This window comes from Geobacillus thermopakistaniensis, assembly GCF_000498995.1.
GTDB classification, from domain to species: Bacteria; Bacillota; Bacilli; order Bacillales; family Anoxybacillaceae; genus Geobacillus; species Geobacillus thermoleovorans.
In genome coordinates this window covers 1-21137 of the sequence record NZ_AYSF01000024.1, presented here as the reverse complement: position 1 = coordinate 21137, position 21137 = coordinate 1, and the positions used below count along the sequence as shown (strand labels likewise).

Below are 21137 nucleotides of genomic sequence, written 5' to 3'. Positions count from 1 at the left end.
TCATTGCGGCGGGGAGGAGCGGATGGACCGACGGCGAATACATAAAAGCGGAGAAACAGCTAAGCCTAATGGAGCTAGAAGAGAGGAAAGATCATAAACGAAGGAGGCGTCATCGGTGCGTTACTATATCGTTTTTGATATTGGCGGCACATATGTCAAACATGCCGTCATGAACGAGCATGGCGACTTTTTCGAAAAGGGGCGTTACCGTTCGGAGCGGCATGACTTTCATCAATTTCGCGATGACTTGCTTAACGCCGTCCGCCAGGCGCAGGCGAACTATGAACTTTCCGGCATCGCGATCAGTTCCGCAGGAAGCGTTGACAGCGATCTTGGCATCATCGGCGGAAGCAGCGCATTGCCGTGCATTCACGGCCCAAACTTTAAAGAAGTATTCGGCGGAGCGACGGGCCTGCCGGTGGAACTGGAAAATGACGCGAACTGCGCAGCGCTCGGTGAATTATGGAAAGGAGCGGGGCGGCACTGCCGCGACATCGCCTTTGTCATTGTCGGCACCGGCATTGGCGGGGCGATCGTGAAAGACGGACGCATCCATAAAGGGGCGCATTTGCACGGCGGGGAATTTGGCTATATGTTGATGGATGTCCGCTATGGGAACGGAAGGATCGAATGCAAAACATGGAGCGAACTGGCGGCGACAAGTGCGCTGATCCGGATGGCGGCTGAGGAAAAGGGGATGCCGGAGAGGGAGCTGGACGGAGAAAAAGTATTTGCGTTGGCCGAGAGAGGCGATGAAGCCGCGCAAAAGGCCATTGACCGGTTTTATTTTTCATTGGCCCAAGGGATTTTTAACTTGCAGTACGCATACGACCCGGAAAAAATCATTTTGGGCGGGGCCATTAGCAGCCGCCCCGATTTCGTCGACGAAATCAACAAGCGGCTTTCGGTGTTATTGTCGCTCGTTCCAATTGCCAAAGTCCAGCCAGTGGTGGAGACGTGCCAATTCAAAAACGATGCGAACTTGCTCGGCGCTTTGTATCATTACTTAGAGCGGCGCGGGGAGTTAGGGGAAGCGTCCGGCCCGTCCCATTGACTAGCAACAGGAAGTCGATGATTCTGTCTCGAAAACAAGGTCGCTGCCTAGAAAAAGCGCGGGTAGTACAAGACAAAGATTTGTAGTACAATAGAGCAGGCGCGGCCAAAAGCGGAGTGTTATTCCACCCGCTTGGCCCATATGTATAGAAAGGACGACCCCGCGCAGAAAGGATGGAAGGACATGCACTGGATGGAATTATGGAAGGCGATCATTTTAGGGATGGTCGAAGGGCTGACCGAGTTCGCCCCTGTTTCCTCGACCGGCCATATGATTATTGTCGACGATCTTTGGCTGAAATCCACAGAGTTTTTAGGCAAGTACGCGGCGAATACATTTAAAGTCGTCATTCAGCTCGGCTCGATTTTAGCCGCTGTGGTCGTGTTTAAAGACCGATTTCTCGACTTGCTTGGCGTTCGCGGCCGCCATCCGGGCGGACATCCGCGCCTTAACCTCATTCACGTCATCATTGGCCTGCTGCCGGCTGGGGTGCTCGGCGTCTTGTTTGAAGATTACATCGATGAACATTTGTTTTCGACAAAAACGGTGCTGATCGGCCTTGTGCTCGGCGCGTTGTTGATGATCGCCGCCGACAAATTCGCCAAAAAAGCCGCGCGGACGCAGACGGTCGACCAAATTACGTACAAGCAGGCGTTTTTTGTTGGTTTGATGCAATGTTTATCCTTGTGGCCCGGCTTTTCCCGCTCCGGCTCGACGATCTCTGGCGGGGTGCTTGTCGGCATGAGCCATCGCGCCGCCGCCGATTTCACGTTCATTATGGCTGTTCCGATCATGGCTGGGGCGAGCGGGCTGTCGCTGTTGAAAAACTGGCAATATGTCACCGCCGCCGATATCCCGTTTTTCATCGCCGGTTTTTTTAGCGCCTTTGTCTTCGCCTTGCTCGCGATCCGCTTTTTCCTTGAGCTCATCAACCGCATCCGCCTCGTGCCGTTTGCGGTGTATCGGATCGTGCTGGCCGTTGTCATTTATTTCTTATACTTCTAGTCGTGCCGCCTGGCGGGGTTGTTCCGCCGGGCGGTTTTCTGGTTGGGGGAAGGAAATGGAAAGAGAAAAAATTTGAATAAAAATAACCCGTAGTGCTAGCTGAGTGCTAAGACTGAGCCAGCATCACAATTCCAGTACAACATCATGAAGATATCGATCTCTTGTGCGACCATGTGTTCCGTATCAACCGTTATCGGCTTGAGCCGGTGTAAAGGAGAGAAGGCTCGTTGTGTGGTGATGAAAACAAAACGAGGCGATGCCGAAAAACGGCCGTGGTTGGCCGCATCGGGCATCGCCTGTTTTTACAAACGGGCGGTGTCTTGAATGATTGCAAGCAGCGTTTGCAGCGGATCGCTCGCGCCGGCTTTCTCCATGTTTTTTTGGTAGCGGTCTTTGTTTTCATATAGGCGGTGAATGGCGGCTTGCAGCGATTCGTTCGTTAAATCCTCTTCCATCAGCACTTCCGCATAGCCTGCTTTTTCAAACGAACGAGCGTTTGCAATTTGGTCGCCGCGGCTTGCCGCTTTCGAGAGCGGGATGAGCAGCATCGGCTTGCGCAAGGAGAGCAGTTCGAAAATGGCGTTCGCCCCGGCGCGGGAGACGACGATGTCGGCCAAGGCGAGTAAGTGGGGCAGCTCTTCGTTGACGTATTCGAACTGTTTGTATCCTTTTTGGCCTGCGAGGCTTGGGTCGATGTTTCCTTTGCCGCAAATGTGGATGATGTCAAATTCGGCAAGAAGCGTCGATAGGTTGGCGCGCAAGGCGTCGTTAATTTTTTTCGAGCCTAAGCTGCCGCCCATCGCCAGCAAGACCGGTTTTTTTCCGTCGAACTGGCACATCTTCCTCCCTTGTTCGGCGTTGCCATCCTTCAACTCTTCGCGGACGACGGCGCCGACGTAGACGGCTTTATCGGCATTGACGTATTGCTTCGTTTCCGGGAAGGTGAGGCAGATTTTTGTCGCAAACGGCATAGCGATTTTGTTCGCAAGCCCCGGGGTTAAGTCAGATTCATGGATCACCGACGGCACACCGTTCAGCCAAGCGCCGAGAATGACGGGAACGGAGACGAATCCGCCTTTTGAGAAGACGACGTCCGGTTTTTCTTTTTGGATCAGGCGGTACGCCTGCCAAACGCCTTTCAGCACATTGAATGGATCTTTAAAGTTTTTCCAGTCAAAATAGCGGCGCAGTTTTCCGGTCGAAACCGAATAGTACGGGACGCCGTCGATGCGGCCGATAATCTCCCGTTCAATCCCTTGATGAGATCCGATGTAAACGATATCCCATCCCAGCTCTTTCAATTTCGGGATGAGGGCGACGTTGACCATCACGTGGCCGGCTGTGCCGCCGCCGGTTAAGATGATTTTTTTTCGCAATGCGGATCACCTGTCTTTTTTTAATCGCTCGTGTATCGTTATGTATTATAGCAGATTCCACCTAGCTTCGGGAGGAAACCAAGCGGTGGCGTTTTTCGTATAGTAAGAAAACTGGACGGTCTGCATGAAATTTTCATGATTTTCTTTTCGATTTCTCATTTGTTTGTTATATGATAAAACATCTGCAGCGTGATGATCTCGAATACAGAAAGTTCATTTTTCTATTTTCAGAGAGAAGAAATATTGGTAAAGTACAATCAAGAGGTGAATGCCATGTGGGTTTGGCTGTTCGTTTGTTTCATTGTGGGAATTGCCATTTATGGCATTGTACCGACGATCATCATTCGCAAAAAGCGGGTGCGTTTGTTTCGGGAGGGGACGGCATCCGATTGTCTGGCGCTGACGTTTGATGACGGCCCCGACCCGTATTATACGCCAAAGTTGCTTGATTTATTAAAGAAATATGGCGTGAAGGCGACGTTTTTCGTTGTCGGCCGCAAAGTCGAGCGCTATCCGGATATTGTGCGGCGGATGGCCGAAGAAGGCCATGAAATTGGGATTCATAATTACCGCCACATCAGCAATTGGCTGTTGCCGCCGATTTGGTTGGATTGGGGGGTGCGCCGCGCCGCTGCGGCGATTGAGCGGGCGACGGGCCAACGCCCGGTGTATTACCGCCCGCCGTGGGGGCATTTTAACGCTTGGACGCCGATCGTGCAAAAACGGTATACAACGGTGTTATGGTCGCATATTCTTGGCGATTGGAACGAAAAAATTGGTACAATGGAATTGTTCCGCCGCTTGCGTTCGTCCATACGCGGCGGGGCGGTGATTGTGCTTCATGACAATGGGGATGCGTTAGGTGCTGACAAACGCGCGCCAGAGCAAATGTTGTCAGCGCTCGAGCTGCTGTTTAAGGATGAAGCAGCGAAAAAGATGCGTTGGGTGACGATTACGGAACTGAGAAATGTGCAAACTAATACACAAATCTCGGCGATGTAGCGGGGGAGCTATGGATACAAGCGTATGGTTGCCGTATGTCCAGTCATATGGATATGTGATGCTGTTTTTATTTTTGTTTTGCGGCATTGTCGGCATTCCGGCGCCGGAGGAAAGCTTGCTCTTTTTGGTCGGCGTGATGGTTGCCAAGGAGCAGTTGCTGCTTGGACCGTCGCTCGCTTCATGCTGGGGCGGAGCGATGACGGGCATGGTGGCGGCCTATGGCGCCGGCCGGTGGTGGGGGGCGCCGTTTGTGCAAAAGTACGGCAAGTGCGTCGGAATTACGGCTGAACGTTGGGAGCGGGCTCGCCGCTGGTTTGGCCGCTATGGCAAATGGGGGATTTTGTTCGGCTGCTATGCTCCCGGGGTGCGGCAAATTTGCCCGTATATGGCGGGAGTGAGCCGGTTTCCGTTCGGGCCGTTTTTGTTGCTGTCGGCGCTTGGAACGGCAGGTTGGGCCGTTCCGTTGACCGCGGCGGGGCTTTGGCTCGGCCAGCGCATCCATATCCCCCTGATTTCTTTTCCGCTTGCCGGTTTGGCGTTGTTTTTGCTTTTTTTGCTTGCGGCATGGGTTGGGCAGCGGAGGCGCAAAAAATCTTTCGAAAGCTAAAGGGTGCGATCGATGATGAAAGTATTGTTTTTGCCGCTGTTTCAAATGAATACGGGACACCATAAAGTAGCCGATACGTTGATGGATTTTTTGCGCCGCCAGTTTCCGGCGGTCGAAAGCAAAAAGATCGATTTTTTGAGCTATTGCAATGAACTGATGGAAAAAATGGTGTCAGAGGCCTACTTGCGCTGGATTCGCTCGCATCCTGCTTCGTACCACCGTGTGTACAAAACGCTGATGTACCAAGAGCCGCCCCGGTTTGAGTTCATTTCGTTTGAGCCATGGCTGCCTTATTTTGAAAGCAAAATGAAAAAGATGGTGGAAGAAGAACGGCCGGATTTAATCGTCTGCACCCATTCGTTTCCGTCGCGCATTTTGCAGCGGCTGAAGCGAAAACGGGTGCTGACGGTTCCAGTTGTCAATGTCTACACCGACTTTTTTATGAACAGCATCTGGGGGAAACGGTTTATTGACTATCATTTTGTTCCCCATCAAGAGGCGAAATGGGAGCTGATCACGAAGTACGGGGTTGACAAAGGACGCATCATCGTCACTGGCATCCCAGTGCACGATGTGTTTATGAATCGGTCGGAAGCGAGACGCAAGCGGCAGCCTGCTCATGTGCTTGTCGCCGGTGGAAACCAAGGGCTTGGCAATATGCTGGCGTTTTTGCGGGCGGCCCGCACGTCAACGTTGTTCCGCTATTCGGTGCTGTGCGGCGCCAATCGCCAGCTGTACGAGGAAATCGCCAGCTGGCAGCTGCCTCATATCCGGCCGCTTCCATACATCGCTGACCCGGAAGAGATGAATCGGCTGTATGAAGAGGCGGATGCCGTCATTACGAAACCAGGCGGGGTGACGGTCAGCGAGTTGCTTCATAAGCGCATTCCGATTTTTACGATCGATTGCTTGCCTGGGCAGGAGCGCATCAATTTGCAATATTTACAGCAAAATGGTCTCATTTATCATTTGGTCGGGCCAGAAAGCGGCGAGCAGCACATGCTTCGCTTGTTGATGGATGACGTGGAGAAAAACCGGTTTTTCCGCCGTGTGTCCGATTATTTTGCCGGCGTGGAAAAAACGGGGCAAGAAGCGCTCGCCGAAGTGGTAGCGGCCATGCCGCAACGCATGGCTTGGCGCGTGTTGCATCCGTAGCGACAGAAGGTGTCCCAAAACGGTCGGGGCACCTTTTCTTATTCCTGTATATACGTGTAAAACAAATGCTGGAAAACGATATGTTGTGCTTTGTTGAAAGAAGAACCACCTTTTTAGACACCCTCACTTTTTTGTTCCTTATCGCTTATGGGGGGTGGCGAAACAACCTGCATCGTACATATAAAATATCAGACCGTTGGGCGCGAAACGTGTTACAATAGGAACGATGGCCAAGGAAAGAGGAGGAACGATGATGAAAACGAGAGTTGGCGTGTTATACGGCGGCAAATCACCGGAGCACCAAGTATCGTTGTCGACGGCGATGGCGGTGATGAACGCCATTGATCCTCATAAATTCGATGTCATTCCGATTTATATTACACCGGAAGGTCAATGGATCAAGGGCGAACAGCTGACCGGACCGATCGAGGAAATCAAGCAGCTGCAATTCACTTCGGCGGCGACCGCCTTGATTCCGGTTTCCTTGAACCAAGTTCCGGCTGCCGATTCGGCTGCGGGAGGAAACGAGGAAACGATCGATGTCATTTTCCCGCTTTTGCATGGGCCGAACGGCGAAGACGGAACGGTGCAAGGGTTGCTTGAGATATTGAACATTCCGTATGTCGGCAACGGGGTGCTTGCTTCCGCGGTCGGCATGGATAAGGTGATGATGAAAAACTTGTTTGCGCAGGCCGGGTTGCGCCAAGCAAAATATATCGCCGTGACGAAGTACGATTGGCAAAAAAGAGGCGAGACGGTGTATGACCGGATCGAACGAGAGCTTGGCTACCCGTGCTTTGTCAAGCCAGCCAACGCCGGTTCGAGCGTCGGCATTTCCAAATGCAAGCAGCGCGGCGATTTAAAAGCCGCATTTATCGAGGCATTTCAGTATGACCGAAAAATTATTATTGAAGAGGCGATCGTCGGCCGCGAAATTGAAATCGGCGTGATCGGAAATGATGAGCCGATTTGTTCGGTCGTTGGCGAAATTGTTCCCAAAAAGGAATTTTACGACTATGAAGCGAAATACGAAGACGGGCAAACCGAATTGATCATCCCAGCGGACGTAACGAAAGAACAGTATGAGACGATCAAACAAATGGCCATTACGGCGTTTCAGGCGCTGGATTTGTCTGGACTTGCGCGCGTCGATTTTTTCCTCGCCGAAGATGGCGCTGTTTATATCAACGAAGTAAACACGATGCCAGGCTTTACGCCATACAGCATGTTCCCGCTTCTTTGGCAGCACAGCGGTGTGCCGTACCCGGAGCTGATTGAACGGCTTATCGCGCTCGCATTGGAACGACATCAAGAAAAGCAGACGATCACGTACACGTTCAAAAAAGAAAAGAGGTGAGAGCCGATGATCAAACGGACAGTGCGGCAAATCGCCGAAATGGCTGACGGACAGTGTTTAAAGCCGGAATGGGAGAATATGGTCGTAAGCGGTGTGTCAACCGACACAAGGACGATCCAAGCCGGCAACTTGTACGTTCCGTTGCGCGGTGCGACCTTTAACGGCCACGATTTCGTGCAAGAAGCGGTGCAAAAAGGAGCCGCCGCCGTACTGTGGGCGGAAAGGGAAGGAACGCCGCCGGAAGGTGTGCCAGTGGTCGTTGTGGATGATACGCTTTTGGCATTGCAGCGGCTCGCCGCCCGCTACCGCGAGCAGCTTGGAATGAAGGTGATCGGCGTCACTGGCAGCAACGGCAAAACGACGACGAAAGATATGATTGCCGCGCTGCTTTCAACCCACTATCGAGTGCAAAAGACCGAAGGGAACTTGAACAATCACATCGGCGTGCCGCTGACGCTTCTTTCGCTTGACGAAGGGACGGAGATGGCCGTTGTCGAAATGGGGATGAGCGGGTTTGGCGAAATCGAGCGGCTGACCATGATCGCCCGTCCGGACGCAGCGGTCATCACGAATATCGGAGAAGCACACTTGCAGGAGCTCGGGTCGCGGGAAGGCATCGCCAAGGCGAAGTTGGAAATTTTGGCGGGTTTGCACCATGATGGTTTATTCGTCTACCACGGCGATGAGCCGCTCTTGACGGAGCGCGTGCCGAAGTTGCCGCTTCCCCGCCATGTCGTGACGTTCGGGGCGGGCGAACAGAACGATTACTATCCGACCGATGTGCGCATTGAAGCGGGAGGAACATCGTTTGTCATCAATGCGCTCCCCGGCCGGACGCTGTTTATGCCGGTATTAGGCAAGCATCATGTGTACAACGCGCTCGCCGCCATTGCGGTCGCCCGCTTTTTCGGCATCGATTGGGAAGGCATTGATGCGTCTCTCTCCCGCCTGCAAGTGACGCGCATGCGTACGGAAGTCGTCAAGACGAAATATGGCTTTACCGTCATTAATGACGCCTACAATGCTAGCCCGACATCGATGCGCGCCGCCTTGACGCTGCTTGGGGAATTAGGCGGCTACCGGCAAAAAATCGCCGTATTGGGCGATATGTTGGAGCTTGGTGACGAAGAAGTGGCGTTTCATCGAGAGATCGGGGAGGTGTTGCGGCCGGGAATGGTGGACTATGTGTTCACTTACGGGCCGCTGGCGCACCATATCGCCGCGGCGGCTGCCCCATTTTTTGATGATGGGCGGGTGAGGGAGTTCGACGATAAAGCAGCGTTGGCCGAGGCCGTGCGTTCCGTCGCGACTTCGGATGACATTGTTTTATTGAAAGCATCGCGCGGCATGAAATTGGAAGAGTTGCTTCGATATTGGGTGTAACATCAAGCAACCCGAGAGAAACTAAAAGCGGCGTCACAGGCGCCGCTTTTCATTCGGGCGGGGGTGGAAATGATGATCGGCTGTTTATGTATTCACGGGTTTACGGGAAGTCCAGAAGAAGTGGCGCCGCTGGCCGATTATTTGCGGGAGCGGACCGATTGGATGATCGAAACGCCGACCTTGCCGGGCCACGGAAGCGAACTGCGGTTGAAAGGAATTACATACGACCAATGGATCGCGGCGGCGGAACAAGCGTTTTTAGCGCTCCATCACCGTTGCAGTGTGGTGTATGTCATTGGGTTTTCAATGGGTGGAGTGATCGCCGTCTACTTGGCGGAAAAATACCCGGTCGCCAAACTCGTGCTGCTAAGCGCTGCGTTTTACTATGTCAACCCGCGCCAATTATGGCGCGACATCCGCGAGATGTTTGCCAATGGATGGAAAGGAGCGCGGGAGCACCCACTGTTTCTCCGCTATCGAAACAAAATGATGGCGACGCCGTTTTCAGCTGTCAGGGAGTTTCGCAAACTCGTTCGCGATGTGCGTCCCCGACTTCCGCGCGTCGCGGCACCCGCGCTCATTGTGCAAGGAGAAAAAGATGGGATCGTGCCGTTAAAAAGCGCCTGCTATTTATATGAACGCATGGGGTCTTCAGAAAAAAAGCTGTTGCTTTTGCCCAATTCGTTCCATCATGTTTGTCATAGCATCGATCGGCACGTTCTGTTTGCTGAGGTGGAAACATTTTTGCGCGCTGCCCATGCCCATCATTGCAAATCACCGCATAACATGGTATGATAACTGTCAAACCTTTCTCTCGGATAAAGGGACGATTTTTTATAAGGAGTTTGGATAACATTGACGACATTTCAAGAATTAGGATTAAGCCAAGAAGTGATGAAAGCGATCGAGCGGATGGGGTTTGAAGAGACGACTCCGATTCAAGCGAAGACGATTCCGCTCAGTCTGCAAAATAAAGACGTAATCGGTCAAGCGCAAACCGGAACGGGGAAAACGGCGGCGTTTGGCATTCCGATCGTTGAGAAAGTGAATGTGAAAAACAGCGCTGTTCAAGCGCTCGTTGTCGCGCCGACGCGTGAGCTCGCCATCCAAGTATCAGAAGAGCTGTACAAAATCGGCGCCGTCAAGCGCGTGCGCGTCTTGCCGATTTACGGCGGTCAAGATATCGACCGGCAAATCCGCGCTTTGAAAAAACATCCGCACGTGATCGTCGGGACGCCGGGCCGTATTATCGACCATATCAACCGTGGGACGCTCCGCCTTGAGCATGTGCATACGGTCGTTCTCGATGAGGCGGATGAAATGCTCAATATGGGCTTTATCGAAGATATTGAGGCGATTTTAAGCCATGTGCCGGCCGAGCGGCAGACGTTGCTGTTCTCGGCGACGATGCCGGATCCGATTCGCCGCATTGCCGAGCGCTTCATGAACGAGCCGGAACTTGTCAAAGTGAAGGCAAAGGAAATGACCGTGCCGAACATTCAACAGTACTACTTAGAAGTGCACGAGAAAAAGAAATTTGACATTTTGACGCGGCTTCTTGATATTCAGGCGCCGGAGCTCGCGATCGTGTTCGGCCGCACGAAGCGTCGTGTCGATGAGCTGGCAGAGGCGCTCAACTTGCGAGGCTATGCAGCGGAAGGCATTCATGGCGATTTAAGCCAAGCGAAACGGCTGTCGGTGCTGCGCAAGTTTAAGGAAGGTGCGATTGAAATTTTAGTGGCGACGGATGTTGCGGCGCGCGGCTTGGATATTTCCGGCGTAACGCACGTGTACAACTTTGATATTCCGCAAGACCCGGAAAGCTATGTCCACCGGATTGGGCGCACCGGGCGCGCCGGCAAGACAGGGGTGGCGATGACGTTTGTCACTCCAAGGGAGATCGGCCAGCTTCACCATATTGAGCGGACGACGAAGCGGAAAATGGAGCGGATGAAGCCGCCGACACTTGATGAGGCGCTCGAAGGCCAACAGCGTATCGCTATCGAAAAGCTTCTCAACGTCGTGGAGACCGAAAACCTGTCATTTTACAAACGGGCAGCGGAAGAATTGCTTGAAGAGCACGATTCGGTAACGATTGTCGCTGCCTGCTTGAAAATGTTGACGCGCGAGCCGGATACGACGCCGGTGCAATTGACGGAAGAGCCGCCTTTAGCGGTCAAGCGGGAGAAAAAACGGGGCGGCCGCCCGGACGGCTCAGCCCGCAGCCGGACGAAGAAACGGCGGATTACGGCGCATTAAGCGCCGTTTTTTCATAGCCGAGGCATGTAAAACGACGGCCGCTTGGGGCGGATGGACAAAAAGGGGGCAAGCAGGCCGCCGACGGCGAAGCCAAATAGATGGGCCAATAAATTCCCATGTGGTGTCATGATGCCAATCAGCAAATGAACCGCCATGACCGAAAGCAGCAGCTGGGCGTGGCGGGGGGCGACTAAGTCGCGGCGGAATAGGGCGAGGTAGCTGTACATGCCAAACAAGGCGAAAATGGCGCCCGACGCCCCGACATGGGTGTACAGCGGCGGCAGAAGGAATAAAGTGGCGACATTGGCGCCGATTCCGCCTCCGATATACAGAAACAAAAACTTTCTTTTCCCAAGTGCGCGCTCCAGCCAGGGGCCAAACAGCCATAAGGACAAACTGTTGGCGGCCATATGGTGGAAATCGCGATGCAGCACGATTGGGCTGACAAGCCGCCAGCACTCTCCATGGCGGATCGCGCCGTTCGTCCCGACGGCGTATTGCCAAATGGGTTCAAGCGCTGTCAAGGGAAGAGAAAACAACAGCCATGCGGCGATATGGACCAATAATAAGGCGGCAACGACGGGATAAAGGCGGACAAATGAGCGGACATCGCTTGCATGTTGAAACACGGGTTGGTCTCCCTTCTTCGCGGAAATGGGGCGTTTTTTATAAGCCATCTTATGCGGGTCTCTCATAAAAAATTTGTCCGACCATCAGGGCGGATAGGATAGGTGAGGAAGCAGTGATCGTCGGCATTGGCATTGATATTGTAGAGTTGGAACGGATCCGCTCCCTTCTTGAGCGGAGCCGCAAATTTCCAGAGCGAATTTTGACGCCGCGTGAAAAAGCGCAGTTTGGCGAGTTGCCGCCCGCAAGACAGGCAGAGTTTCTCGCCGGGCGATTTGCGGCTAAAGAAGCGTACGCCAAAGCGCTCGGAACGGGGATCGGGCGGCATCTATCGTTTCAAGACATCGAGATCGTTTCCGATGAGCACGGAAAGCCGAGCATTGCTGCCCGCCGCGATGGCGAGACGGTTCATCTGTCCATTTCCCATAGCCGCGATTACGCCGTCGCCCAAGTCGTCATTGAGCGCCTTGGACCGATGACGCCGGCTGATGCTTGCCATGGCTAGTCTGCATATTCCCGAAAGTTGTCTCATATATTGTAGTGCATGGGTAGAAATCGATATATGAGGCAAAGGGGTTGAAGCGATGGGCAGAAACGTGCTGATGGCGTTGGTCGGCATCATTTTTCTGTTTGCTTTGGCTGGCTGCGGGTCGAAATCGCAGGAAGAGGTGCTGAAGGCGCTTGATGAAAAGGTCGATGAGATGACGGGTTATCAGGCTGAGGCGAAAATGACGTTCCGCACCGGTGAGAAGCCGCAAGTGTATCATGTTGAAGTGTGGCACAAGCAGCCGTCCTACTACCGCGTCAGCTTGAAAAACGCCGACAAAGGACAAAGCCAAATGATTTTGCGCAATGACGAAGGGGTGTTCGTCTTCACGCCGGCGCTCAACAAAACCTTCAAGTTTGTGAGCGATTGGCCGAAAAACAGCAGCCAAGCGTATTTGTACGAATCGCTCGTCAAAGACATTTTGAGCGATTCGAAGGCGAAGTTTAAGGCGACGGACGATTACTATGTGTTTGAGACGAAAACGAACTACCCGAACAGCGAAGTCATTCCAACCCAAGAGATTACGCTGCGCAAAAAAGATTTGGCGCCCGTCTCGGTCAAAGTGATGGATACGGACCGGAAAGCGCTGTTGACGGTCGAGTTTTCCAACGTCGAGTTTAACAAAAAGTTTGATGATGACGCGTTTGATACAAAGAAAAACATGACTGGCGCCCGTCTTGAGGTGCCAACGATGGCCGAAGGAAAAGAGCAAGTGATGGCCGTCATGTACCCGAGTCAGCTTCCGAAAGGGGTTCAAGCGCTCGAGGAAAAAGAAGTGAAAGGTGAAAACGGCACGCGCGTCATTATGACATTCGGCGGCAAAAAATCGTTTACGCTTGTGCAAGAAAAAGCGGATGTGCTTCCGGCGACAAGCATGCCAGTTCTTGTCAACGGCGACCCGGTTGATTTAGGATTCACCATTGGCGCCCTCACCGACCGAACGTTGACATGGTGGTACAATGGGGCGGAGTTTACGCTCGCCTCGGACGATTTGACGCCGGAAGAAATGGTGATGGTCGCCAGCTCAGTGCAAGAAAAAGCGGCAAAATGACAGTGCGGTTTTGCAAACAGGCGGCTTTCCGCGTTGAAGCGGAGAAGCTGCTTTTTGTTTTTGTGCAGAAGCAGTGAAGGCAGGACAGTGGACGAATCGTTGCGATCTCCAATGTTTTCCGCCGTTTTTCTCATTTTTCCGCCGCTCATCCTATTCCTTCTTCCCTAGGAACATGGTAAACTAAAAAAGGAATCCAATCGATTCAAGCGCTTTCAAACTGGCTATGACTAGAAAGGCAGCGAGAGAGGATGGACGAGTTTCACCGCGATACGTGGGTGGAAATTGATTTGGACGCCATTTACGACAACGTCGCGAATTTGCGCCGCTTTTTGCCGGAGGGTACGCAAATTATGGCCGTTGTCAAGGCGAACGCCTACGGGCACGGCGATGCCCAAGTGGCGGCAACGGCGCTCGAAGCGGGCGCTTCCCGCTTGGCCGTCGCCTTTTTGGACGAGGCGCTTGCCTTACGAAAAAAAGGCATCGATGCCCCGATTTTAGTGCTTGGGGCGTCTCGTCCCGAGGATGTGGCGTTGGCCGCCGAACACCGCATCGCCTTAACCGTGTTTCGCTCTGATTGGCTCGAGAAGGCGTCATCGCTATATAACGGTTCGACCCCGATTCATTTCCATTTAAAGATGGACACGGGAATGGGACGGCTTGGGGTTAAAGACGAAGAGGAGACAAAGCGAATAGCGGCCTTGATCGATCGCCATCCGCCCTTTGTGCTTGAAGGGGTGTATACGCATTTTGCGACCGCTGATGAAGTGAATACGGATTACTTTTCTTATCAATACGCCCGCTTTTTGCATATGCTTGACTGGCTGCCGTCGCGGCCGCCGCTCGTTCATTGCGCCAACAGCGCGGCGGCCCTTCGTTTTTCCGATCGAGCGTTCAACATGGTTCGCTTTGGCATTTCGATGTACGGGCTCGCCCCATCGCCGGACATCAAGCCGCTCCTCCCATACGAATTGAAAGAGGCGTTTTCGCTCCATAGCCGCCTTGTACACGTCAAAAAACTGCAACCAGGCGAAAAGGTGAGCTACGGTGCGACGTACACCGCGCAGACGGAAGAGTGGATCGGCACGATTCCAATCGGTTATGCGGACGGCTGGCTGCGCCGCCTGCAGCACTTTCATGTGCTTGTTGGCGGGCAGCGGGCGCCGATCGTCGGCCGTATCTGCATGGATCAATGCATGATCCGCCTGCCGGAGCCGCTGCCTGTCGGGACGAAGGTGACATTAATTGGCCGCCAAGGGGACGAAGTCATTTCCATCGATGATGTCGCCCGCCATTTGGGCACAATCAATTATGAAGTGCCGTGCACGATCGGCTACCGGGTGCCCCGTATTTTTTTCCGAAATAAGCGTATAATGGAAGTGAGAAACGCCGTTGGTCGCGGATGAAGCGATGCATAATCTGCTTCGGAAGACAAAGGATAGAAAATGGAGAAATGACTTTGCAGCGCCGTTGTTTAATGGTATCATGAAGTGGAAGCAATCAATGGCTGCAGTTCGTGGAGGTGTATATTTGTGTCGGAATCTGGCGCAACAGCGGAAATCGTCGTTCGTTTGCCGCAGTCGCTGCTGACAGAACTGGACGTGCTCGTAAAGCAGGAAAACGGCAACCGCAATGAACTCATTTATCAAGCGACGAAAATGTACATTCGCGAGCGGAAGAAACGGCAAATTCGCGAGGCGATGAGACGAGGCTACATGGAAATGGCGAAAATCAATTTATCTATCGCTTCTGAAGCGTTTCATGCTGAATACGAGGCCGACCACACCGTTGAACGCTTAGTTAGCGGGGGGTAATGCTTTGATTGTCAAACGTGGCGACGTGTATTTTGCGGACCTTTCCCCGGTTGTTGGCTCGGAGCAGGGCGGCGTGCGCCCCGTGTTGGTGATCCAAAACGATATCGGCAATCGTTTTAGCCCGACGGTGATTGTCGCGGCGATTACGGCGCAAATCCAAAAAGCGAAGCTGCCGACGCATGTCGAGATTGACGCGAAACGCTACGGGTTTGAACGCGATTCGGTCATTTTGCTTGAGCAAATTCGCACGATCGACAAGCAACGGCTGACCGATAAAATCACTCATTTGGACGATGAAATGATGGATAAAGTCGATGAGGCGCTGCAAATTAGCTTAGGGCTGATCGACTTTTGATAGAGCGAAAAACCTTTGCTTTTGGCATAACAGCGAACAGGAGAAACGGCGTTTTCGGTTGCCAACGGGCGGCCGAGCGGATGGGGAAAGCGGCGTTGACGTGCGGCATCGGTCTTGATTATCGAGTGTTCACGTTAGTGAGACGGGCAGATCGGTCTTCCCGGAACGATCTGTCCTTCCATTTTCATCTATGTATACTGTTTCACAAAGCAGCTGCGTACAGGTAGCGCTTTTTTTATTATCCTAAACCGATTCATCCCCCACTTCCACCTCGAAGCGTTAGCGTAGGTGGGAGAGCGTTCAAGTCCCATATCATTAAGGAGGGAATCGCTTGGCTAACGAACAGCGGCTCATTGAAGTCATTGCCGCCGAGCAGCAGCTGGCAGCGAAGCAAGTCGAAAACGTCATTGCGCTCCATCGAGAAGGAAACACGATCCCGTTTATCGCCCGCTACCGGAAAGAAATGACTGGGGCGCTCGATGAAGTGCAAATTCGTGAAGTACTTGAGAGATGGGAGTATTTGCAGCATTTAGAGCAACGGAAAGAGGAAGTGATTCGCCTCATTGATGAGCAAGGGAAGTTGACGGAAGAGTTAAAGCGCGACATTCTTGAGGCCACGAAGTTGCAACAAGTCGAAGATTTATACCGCCCATATCGGCAAAAGCGGCGCACGAAAGCAACAATCGCAAAAGAGAGAGGGCTTGAACCCCTTGCCGAATGGCTCCTTTCGTGTCCACCGGCCCCAACTCCGGAACAACAGGCCGAAATGTTCGTCAACGAAGATAAAGGAGTCGCAACCGTTGAAGAGGCGCTTCAAGGTGCGAAAGATATCATCGCCGAAAAAGTGGCAGATGACGCTGCTCTTCGTCAATGGGTGCGCGACGAGACACGGCGGAAAGGAACGATTGCTTCGGTTGCCAAAGCGCCGGAAAAGGACGAAAAGAGTGTGTACGAAATGTACTACGACTACGAGGAACCCCTCGCTAAAATCGTTCCGCACCGCGTGTTGGCGTTAAACCGTGGTGAAAAGGAAGAGGTGCTGCGCGTCTCGATCAAGGCGCCTGTTGAGGACATCATTCGCTATTTGCGGCGAAAAACAGTCGCTGATGAATCGTCCCCGGCCGCTCCCATCGTGGCAGAAGCGATCGAGGACGGATACAAGCGGCTGATGGAGCCTGCCATTGAACGCGACATCCGCAACGAGTTGACGGAGAAAGCGGAGGAGCGGGCCATCCATATTTTCGCTGAAAACTTGCGCAAACTGCTTCTCCAGCCGCCGCTCAAAGGAAAAACGGTGCTCGGCATCGACCCAGCCTATCGGACTGGGTGCAAGCTCGCAGTTGTCGACGAAACGGGGAAACTGCTTCGCATTGATGTGATCTATCCGCATCCGCCGCAAGAGCGAAAAGAAGAGGCGCGCGCGAAACTTCTTCGCCTGCTTGATGACCATCACGTTGATATGATCGCGATTGGCAACGGAACAGCATCTCGGGAAACCGAACAGTTTGTCGCCGACACGCTGAAGCATGTGCAACGCGATATCTTTTATTTGATTGTCAATGAAGCAGGAGCGAGCGTCTACTCTGCTTCCGACCTTGCACGCGCTGAGTTTCCCGACCTGCAAGTCGAAGAGCGGAGCGCCGTCTCGATCGCCCGCCGCGTCCAAGACCCGCTCGCCGAGCTTGTCAAAATCGATCCAAAATCGGTCGGCGTCGGCCAATACCAGCACGATGTGTCGCAAAAAAAGCTTGCCGAGTCGCTTCGTTTCGTCGTCGAGACGGTCGTCAATCAAGTCGGTGTCAACGTCAACACTGCCTCCGTCTCCCTGCTTCAGTACGTGTCCGGGCTCACGAAAACCGTTGCAGAAAACATCGTCAAGCGTCGCGAAGAGCAAGGGAAATTCCGCAACCGCGAAGAGCTGAAAACGATTCCTCGGCTCGGAGCGAAAACGTACGAGCAGTGCATCGGTTTTTTGCGCATCGTTGATGGCGACGAACCGCTTGACCGCACGCCGATTCACCCCGAGCGGTACGCGGAAGTGAAGCAACTGTTGCGTAAGTTAGGATTTACGACCGCCGCCATTGGCAGTGATGAACTGCGCCAGGCGCTGCAAGCCATCGAAGTCGAGATGGTGGCTGCCGAGCTCGGCATCGGAGAACTGACGTTGCGCGACATCATTGACGCGTTGTGCCGCCCAGAGCGCGATCCGCGCGACGAGCTGCCCAAGCCGCTATTACGCAAAGATGTGTTGAAGATGGAAGATTTGAAGCCAGGCATGGAGCTGGAAGGAACCGTGCGCAACGTCGTTGACTTCGGCGCCTTTGTCGACATTGGGGTCAAACAGGACGGGCTCGTGCACATTTCCAAACTAAGCAAACAATACGTGCGCCATCCACTCGATGTCGTTTCGGTCGGCGACGTCGTCAAAGTATGGGTCGAGCATGTCGATGTGGCGAAGGGAAGAATATCGCTGTCGATGGTGCCGCCGAAAGAGTGAAATGGAGAAAGCACTGCCTTAGGAGCAGTGTTTTCTCCGATAAAAAAACCAGCATTGGTTCAACAGTTTAATTTGCTCACGGTTTTTCTCATAGTAGGCTCGTCTCATCTGATTTTTCAGCCATGTAGGCAAAATCAGTCACCTCCCTGACAGTGGAAAGGTAATATATATGTATGTAATGGTGAATTGTCCTGTGCCAAAAGATGAAGGAGAGACCCGCCATGGACCAAAAGCAGCTGCAAGCCCTTGTCGAACAAATTTCCATTCGCGTGTTCGGCAAGCCGTTTCGCCATACCGCTTTCTTCAACCCTCGTTTGCGCACCACCGGCGGGCGCTACATGTTGCAAACGCACAACATTGAGCTCAATAAAAAACATTACGAGCAGTTCGGCGAGGAAGAATTGATCGCCATCATCAAACACGAGCTTTGCCATTACCACTTGCACCTTGAGGGAAAAGGCTACCGCCACCGCGACCGCGACTTCCGCGAACTGCTGCAAAAAGTGGGGGCGCCTCGCTATTGTCGTCCGCTTGCTCGAAATACAAAAGCGCCGAAAACGATCTACACATACATTTGCACGTCATGCGGCCTCACCTACCGCCGCAAAAGACGGATCAACATAGACCGTTATGTTTGCGGCCGCTGCCGAAGCAAGCTCAAACGATCCTAGGCTTCCATGACAGAAAAATTTGGTTGCCATCGGAAGGATGAAAATATCTCTATGTCGAATATTACAATTTTACACATTTTGAAGCTCAGGTATTTTCAGAGTAGATGCAATTTGAAACTTTAACATTTGCAGCTTTTCCATAGCCTCGGCATTTGATCGACTGTCGGGCGACTGAACAATGCCGCTTTCAGACCCATGCATGGGTCTGTGAAGCGGGTGGTTGTTCGTTCTTCCGTCACGCCTTGGTGTTCGTCAGTCGAGAAAATAGACAAGCTGCCTTTTCGTCAGGAATTGTTAAACTATAATGTCCAGTCAATGCCAATAATCAAACAAAACATTTTGCGAAAAAAGGTTGACAATCAGGATGATCGTGTGCTAAATTATAAAAGTCGTCGCTAAACGGCGGAAAACAGCAGAGGAAGTTGCGGGAAAACGTATTGACAAACGACAAGTTGCTCAATATAATAAACAATGTCGATTGTCAAACATCATTCCGCAATAGCTCAGCGACGAGCCTCACATCTTCGAATTGGCTGCGAGTTGCCTCGACGCATCTCGCTTCCTTGAATTAGCTGGCAGAGGAAGAGGCAACGAGCACATCGTAAAGATATGCATGACATATAATTTTTTCATCATTCCGCAATAGCTCAGCGGTAGAGCAACCGGCTGTTAACCGGTAGGTCGTAGGTTCGAATCCTACTTGCGGAGCCATTTCTTTGGAGAAGTACCCAAGTGGCTGAAGGGGACGGTTTGCTAAACCGTTAGGTCGNTTCATCATTCCGCAATAGCTCAGCGGTAGAGCAACCGGCTGTTAACCGGTAGGTCGTAGGTTCGAATCCTACTTGCGGAGCCATTTCTTTGGAGAAGTACCCAAGTGGCTGAAGGGGACGGTTTGCTAAACCGTTAGGTCGTGGCTTTACGGCGCGCGGGTTCAAATCCCGCCTTCTCCGCCACTCCAATACGTATATGCGTGGCCCGTTGGTCAAGTGGTTAAGACACCGCCCTTTCACGGCGGTAACACGGGTTCGAATCCCGTACGGGTCACTGAATAGCGCGGGGTGATCCCCGCGATTTGTGGTCCCGTAGTGTAGTGGTTAACATGCCTGCCTGTCACGCAGGAGATCGCGGGTTCGAGTCCCGTCGGGACCGCCATTGCACTAAATCGCTGGGCCATAGCCAAGCGGTAAGGCAACGGACTTTGACTCCGTGATGCGCTGGTTCGAATCCAGCTGGCCCAGCCATTTTTATGTGTTAAATACATGAGCCATTAGCTCAGTAACGAGCGCTGCATCTTCGAGTTTGCTTCGAGTTGCCTCGACGCACCGGGCTTCCTTGAAACAGCTGGTAGAGGAAGAGGCAGGTAGAGTTCATCAGTACTTAGAGTGTTATGATCACCATGAGCCATTAGCTCAGGTAGGTAGAGCAACGAGCAAAGCATCTTCAGATTTGCTTCGAGTTGTCCCGACGCATCCGACATCTTCGAATATGCTAGCAGAGGAAGGGACAACGTTCACTGTGAGTGTATACCCAACCATGAGCCATTAGCTCAGTAGGTAGAGCATCTGACTTTTAATCAGAGGGTCGGAGGTTCGAGTCCTCCATGGCTCACCATATTAGCGGGTGTGGCGGAATTGGCAGACGCACCAGACTTAGGATCTGGCGCCTCACGGCGTGGGGGTTCAAGTCCCTCCACCCGCACTGATTAGTCAATATGCGGTCGTGGCGGAATGGCAGACGCGCTAGGTTGAGGGCCTAGTGGGGGCGACCCCGTGGAGGTTCAAGTCCTCTCGACCGCATTTTTTAGATAAACTATTGACAGCAACACAGCGAGTTGCTAAAATATAATCCGTCTCTTTGGTGCAATAATCTATTGCGCTCGTAGCTCAATTGGATAGAGCATCTGACTACGGATCAGAAGGTTAGGGGTTCGAATCCTCTCGAGCGCGCCATCATCGGGAAGTAGCTCAGCTTGGTAGAGCACATGGTTTGGGACCATGGGGTCGCAGGTTCAAATCCTGTCTTCCCGATTTTGTTAAACTAAATATTATGCGGGTGTAGTTTAGTGGTAAAACCTCAGCCACGAGCCTTCACTTCGCCGAATACGCTTCGAGTTGCCCCGACGCATCCAGCTTCTTTGAATCGGCTGGCAGAGGAAGGGGCATGAAAGATTGTGATGGGTGTTTCATCAAAAATTATGCGGGTGTAGTTTAGTGGTAAAACCTCAGCCTTCCAAGCTGATGTCGTGGGTTCGATTCCCATCACCCGCTCCATGAAGAGTCCATAGGATTATTTCGTTCCTTGAAAACTGAACGAAACGAAGCGCGACGAAAAGCGGAGGTCGTTTAGCGCCTTTGGTGCTGCGGCTGAAGCAAAAAGCCAA

19 protein-coding genes and 12 tRNA genes are annotated in these 21137 nt (G+C 52.7%); 28 read left to right on the top strand and 3 right to left on the bottom strand.

Annotated features, from left to right (window positions below; genetic code table 11):
- Positions 1-115: 115 nt before the first annotated feature.
- Entirely contained in the window at positions 116-1054 is a 939-nt protein-coding gene (locus T260_RS136215; RefSeq protein WP_011229727.1) for an ROK family protein, read from the top strand.
- A 183-nt stretch (positions 1055-1237) separates the two neighbouring features.
- The gene (locus T260_RS136220; protein ID WP_013144033.1) at positions 1238-2059 is read left to right on the top strand and encodes an undecaprenyl-diphosphate phosphatase; all 822 of its coding nucleotides are present in this window, start codon (positions 1238-1240) and stop codon (positions 2057-2059) included.
- 302 nt (positions 2060-2361) lie between these two features.
- On the opposite strand, the gene murG is transcribed toward T260_RS136220, so the two are convergent.
- A complete protein-coding gene (gene murG, locus T260_RS136225; protein WP_023633371.1) occupies positions 2362-3435 on the bottom strand; it encodes an undecaprenyldiphospho-muramoylpentapeptide beta-N-acetylglucosaminyltransferase in 1074 nt (357 codons plus the stop codon).
- A gap of 273 nt (positions 3436-3708) precedes the next feature.
- On the opposite strand from murG, the gene T260_RS136230 reads away from it, so the two are divergent.
- The 7 genes from T260_RS136230 (at position 3709) to cshA (ending at position 11198) form a co-directional block, all read left to right on the top strand.
- Entirely contained in the window at positions 3709-4437 is a 729-nt protein-coding gene (locus T260_RS136230; RefSeq protein WP_014194676.1) for a polysaccharide deacetylase family protein, read from the top strand.
- Between the two features lie 10 nt (positions 4438-4447).
- Entirely contained in the window at positions 4448-5044 is a 597-nt protein-coding gene (locus T260_RS136235; RefSeq protein ID WP_021322026.1) for a DedA family protein, read from the top strand.
- A gap of 12 nt (positions 5045-5056) precedes the next feature.
- Positions 5057-6199: an MGDG synthase family glycosyltransferase gene (locus tag T260_RS136240; protein ID WP_023633370.1), complete on the top strand. Its 1143-nt coding sequence runs from the start codon at positions 5057-5059 to the stop codon at positions 6197-6199.
- 253 nt (positions 6200-6452) lie between these two features.
- The gene (locus tag T260_RS136245; RefSeq protein ID WP_021322024.1) at positions 6453-7556 is read left to right on the top strand and encodes a D-alanine--D-alanine ligase; all 1104 of its coding nucleotides are present in this window, start codon (positions 6453-6455) and stop codon (positions 7554-7556) included.
- 6 nt (positions 7557-7562) lie between these two features.
- Positions 7563-8939 carry a UDP-N-acetylmuramoyl-tripeptide--D-alanyl-D-alanine ligase gene (locus T260_RS136250; protein WP_021322023.1) on the top strand — a complete coding sequence of 459 codons (1377 nt, stop codon included), beginning with the start codon at positions 7563-7565 and terminating at the stop codon, positions 8937-8939.
- A 72-nt stretch (positions 8940-9011) separates the two neighbouring features.
- Positions 9012-9734 carry an alpha/beta hydrolase gene (locus T260_RS136255; protein WP_021322022.1) on the top strand — a complete coding sequence of 241 codons (723 nt, stop codon included), beginning with the start codon at positions 9012-9014 and terminating at the stop codon, positions 9732-9734.
- Between the two features lie 60 nt (positions 9735-9794).
- Positions 9795-11198, top strand: coding sequence for a degradosome RNA helicase CshA (cshA, locus tag T260_RS136260; protein ID WP_014194681.1), 1404 nt, complete (start codon positions 9795-9797; stop codon positions 11196-11198).
- 11 nt (positions 11199-11209) lie between these two features.
- On the opposite strand, the gene T260_RS136265 is transcribed toward cshA, so the two are convergent.
- Complete coding sequence (locus T260_RS136265; protein ID WP_014194682.1) at positions 11210-11827, bottom strand: rhomboid family intramembrane serine protease; 618 nt, start codon at positions 11825-11827, stop codon at positions 11210-11212.
- Between the two features lie 113 nt (positions 11828-11940).
- Here T260_RS136265 and acpS point away from each other — a divergent pair, with 113 nt between their 5' ends.
- From acpS to T260_RS136295, 6 genes are all read left to right on the top strand, one after another.
- Positions 11941-12330 carry a holo-ACP synthase gene (gene acpS, locus T260_RS136270; protein WP_011229738.1) on the top strand — a complete coding sequence of 130 codons (390 nt, stop codon included), beginning with the start codon at positions 11941-11943 and terminating at the stop codon, positions 12328-12330.
- A 79-nt stretch (positions 12331-12409) separates the two neighbouring features.
- The gene (locus T260_RS136275; protein WP_014194683.1) at positions 12410-13423 is read left to right on the top strand and encodes a LolA family protein; all 1014 of its coding nucleotides are present in this window, start codon (positions 12410-12412) and stop codon (positions 13421-13423) included.
- A gap of 248 nt (positions 13424-13671) precedes the next feature.
- The gene (alr, locus tag T260_RS136280; RefSeq protein ID WP_011229741.1) at positions 13672-14826 is read left to right on the top strand and encodes an alanine racemase; all 1155 of its coding nucleotides are present in this window, start codon (positions 13672-13674) and stop codon (positions 14824-14826) included.
- A 126-nt stretch (positions 14827-14952) separates the two neighbouring features.
- Positions 14953-15234 (top strand): CopG family ribbon-helix-helix protein, encoded by a 282-nt coding sequence (locus T260_RS136285; protein WP_011229742.1) that lies wholly within the window; start codon positions 14953-14955, stop codon positions 15232-15234.
- A gap of 4 nt (positions 15235-15238) precedes the next feature.
- A complete protein-coding gene (gene ndoA, locus T260_RS136290; RefSeq protein ID WP_003253417.1) occupies positions 15239-15589 on the top strand; it encodes a type II toxin-antitoxin system endoribonuclease NdoA in 351 nt (116 codons plus the stop codon).
- Positions 15590-15920: 331 nt separating this feature from the next.
- The gene (locus T260_RS136295) at positions 15921-18086 is read left to right on the top strand and encodes a Tex family protein (RefSeq protein ID WP_020278947.1); all 2166 of its coding nucleotides are present in this window, start codon (positions 15921-15923) and stop codon (positions 18084-18086) included.
- A gap of 18 nt (positions 18087-18104) precedes the next feature.
- On the opposite strand, the gene cmpA is transcribed toward T260_RS136295, so the two are convergent.
- Complete coding sequence (gene cmpA, locus T260_RS1000000139370) at positions 18105-18218, bottom strand: cortex morphogenetic protein CmpA (protein ID WP_013144046.1); 114 nt, start codon at positions 18216-18218, stop codon at positions 18105-18107.
- A gap of 89 nt (positions 18219-18307) precedes the next feature.
- Between cmpA and T260_RS136300 the strand changes: the two genes are divergently transcribed.
- The 13 genes from T260_RS136300 to T260_RS136360 all read left to right on the top strand — a co-directional run bounded on the left by T260_RS136300 (position 18308) and on the right by T260_RS136360 (position 21027).
- Positions 18308-18757 (top strand): SprT family protein, encoded by a 450-nt coding sequence (locus tag T260_RS136300; protein WP_013144047.1) that lies wholly within the window; start codon positions 18308-18310, stop codon positions 18755-18757.
- Between the two features lie 636 nt (positions 18758-19393).
- Positions 19394-19468, top strand: a tRNA-Asn gene (locus T260_RS136305).
- Positions 19469-19535: 67 nt separating this feature from the next.
- Positions 19536-19610, top strand: a tRNA-Asn gene (locus tag T260_RS136310).
- Positions 19611-19617: 7 nt separating this feature from the next.
- Positions 19618-19710, top strand: a tRNA-Ser gene (locus T260_RS136315).
- A gap of 19 nt (positions 19711-19729) precedes the next feature.
- A tRNA-Glu gene (locus T260_RS136320) sits at positions 19730-19801 on the top strand.
- Positions 19802-19833: 32 nt separating this feature from the next.
- A tRNA-Asp gene (locus T260_RS136325) sits at positions 19834-19909 on the top strand.
- A gap of 14 nt (positions 19910-19923) precedes the next feature.
- Positions 19924-19998: transfer RNA gene (locus T260_RS136330), tRNA-Gln, on the top strand.
- A gap of 294 nt (positions 19999-20292) precedes the next feature.
- A tRNA-Lys gene (locus tag T260_RS136335) sits at positions 20293-20368 on the top strand.
- Between the two features lie 5 nt (positions 20369-20373).
- Positions 20374-20455 (top strand) — tRNA-Leu (locus T260_RS136340).
- A gap of 15 nt (positions 20456-20470) precedes the next feature.
- Positions 20471-20553 (top strand) — tRNA-Leu (locus tag T260_RS136345).
- Positions 20554-20629: 76 nt separating this feature from the next.
- A tRNA-Arg gene (locus T260_RS136350) sits at positions 20630-20706 on the top strand.
- A gap of 4 nt (positions 20707-20710) precedes the next feature.
- Positions 20711-20784: transfer RNA gene (locus T260_RS136355), tRNA-Pro, on the top strand.
- Positions 20785-20953: 169 nt separating this feature from the next.
- Positions 20954-21027: transfer RNA gene (locus T260_RS136360), tRNA-Gly, on the top strand.
- The last annotated feature ends 110 nt before the right edge of the window (positions 21028-21137 follow it).

Bases quoted from the DNA above. Each gene is read 5' to 3' on its own strand.
- T260_RS136220 (WP_013144033.1), top strand. From the start codon at position 1,238: ATGCACTGGATGGAATTATGGAAGGCGATCATTTTAGGGATGGTCGAA.
- T260_RS136230 (WP_014194676.1), top strand. From the start codon at position 3,709: ATGTGGGTTTGGCTGTTCGTTTGTTTCATTGTGGGAATTGCCATTTAT.
- T260_RS136235 (WP_021322026.1), top strand. From the start codon at position 4,448: ATGGATACAAGCGTATGGTTGCCGTATGTCCAGTCATATGGATATGTG.
- T260_RS136240 (WP_023633370.1), top strand. From the start codon at position 5,057: ATGATGAAAGTATTGTTTTTGCCGCTGTTTCAAATGAATACGGGACAC.
- T260_RS136245 (WP_021322024.1), top strand. From the start codon at position 6,453: ATGAAAACGAGAGTTGGCGTGTTATACGGCGGCAAATCACCGGAGCAC.
- T260_RS136250 (WP_021322023.1), top strand. From the start codon at position 7,563: ATGATCAAACGGACAGTGCGGCAAATCGCCGAAATGGCTGACGGACAG.
- T260_RS136255 (WP_021322022.1), top strand. From the start codon at position 9,012: ATGATCGGCTGTTTATGTATTCACGGGTTTACGGGAAGTCCAGAAGAA.
- T260_RS136275 (WP_014194683.1), top strand. From the start codon at position 12,410: ATGGGCAGAAACGTGCTGATGGCGTTGGTCGGCATCATTTTTCTGTTT.
- alr (WP_011229741.1), top strand. From the start codon at position 13,672: ATGGACGAGTTTCACCGCGATACGTGGGTGGAAATTGATTTGGACGCC.
- T260_RS136300 (WP_013144047.1), top strand. From the start codon at position 18,308: ATGGACCAAAAGCAGCTGCAAGCCCTTGTCGAACAAATTTCCATTCGC.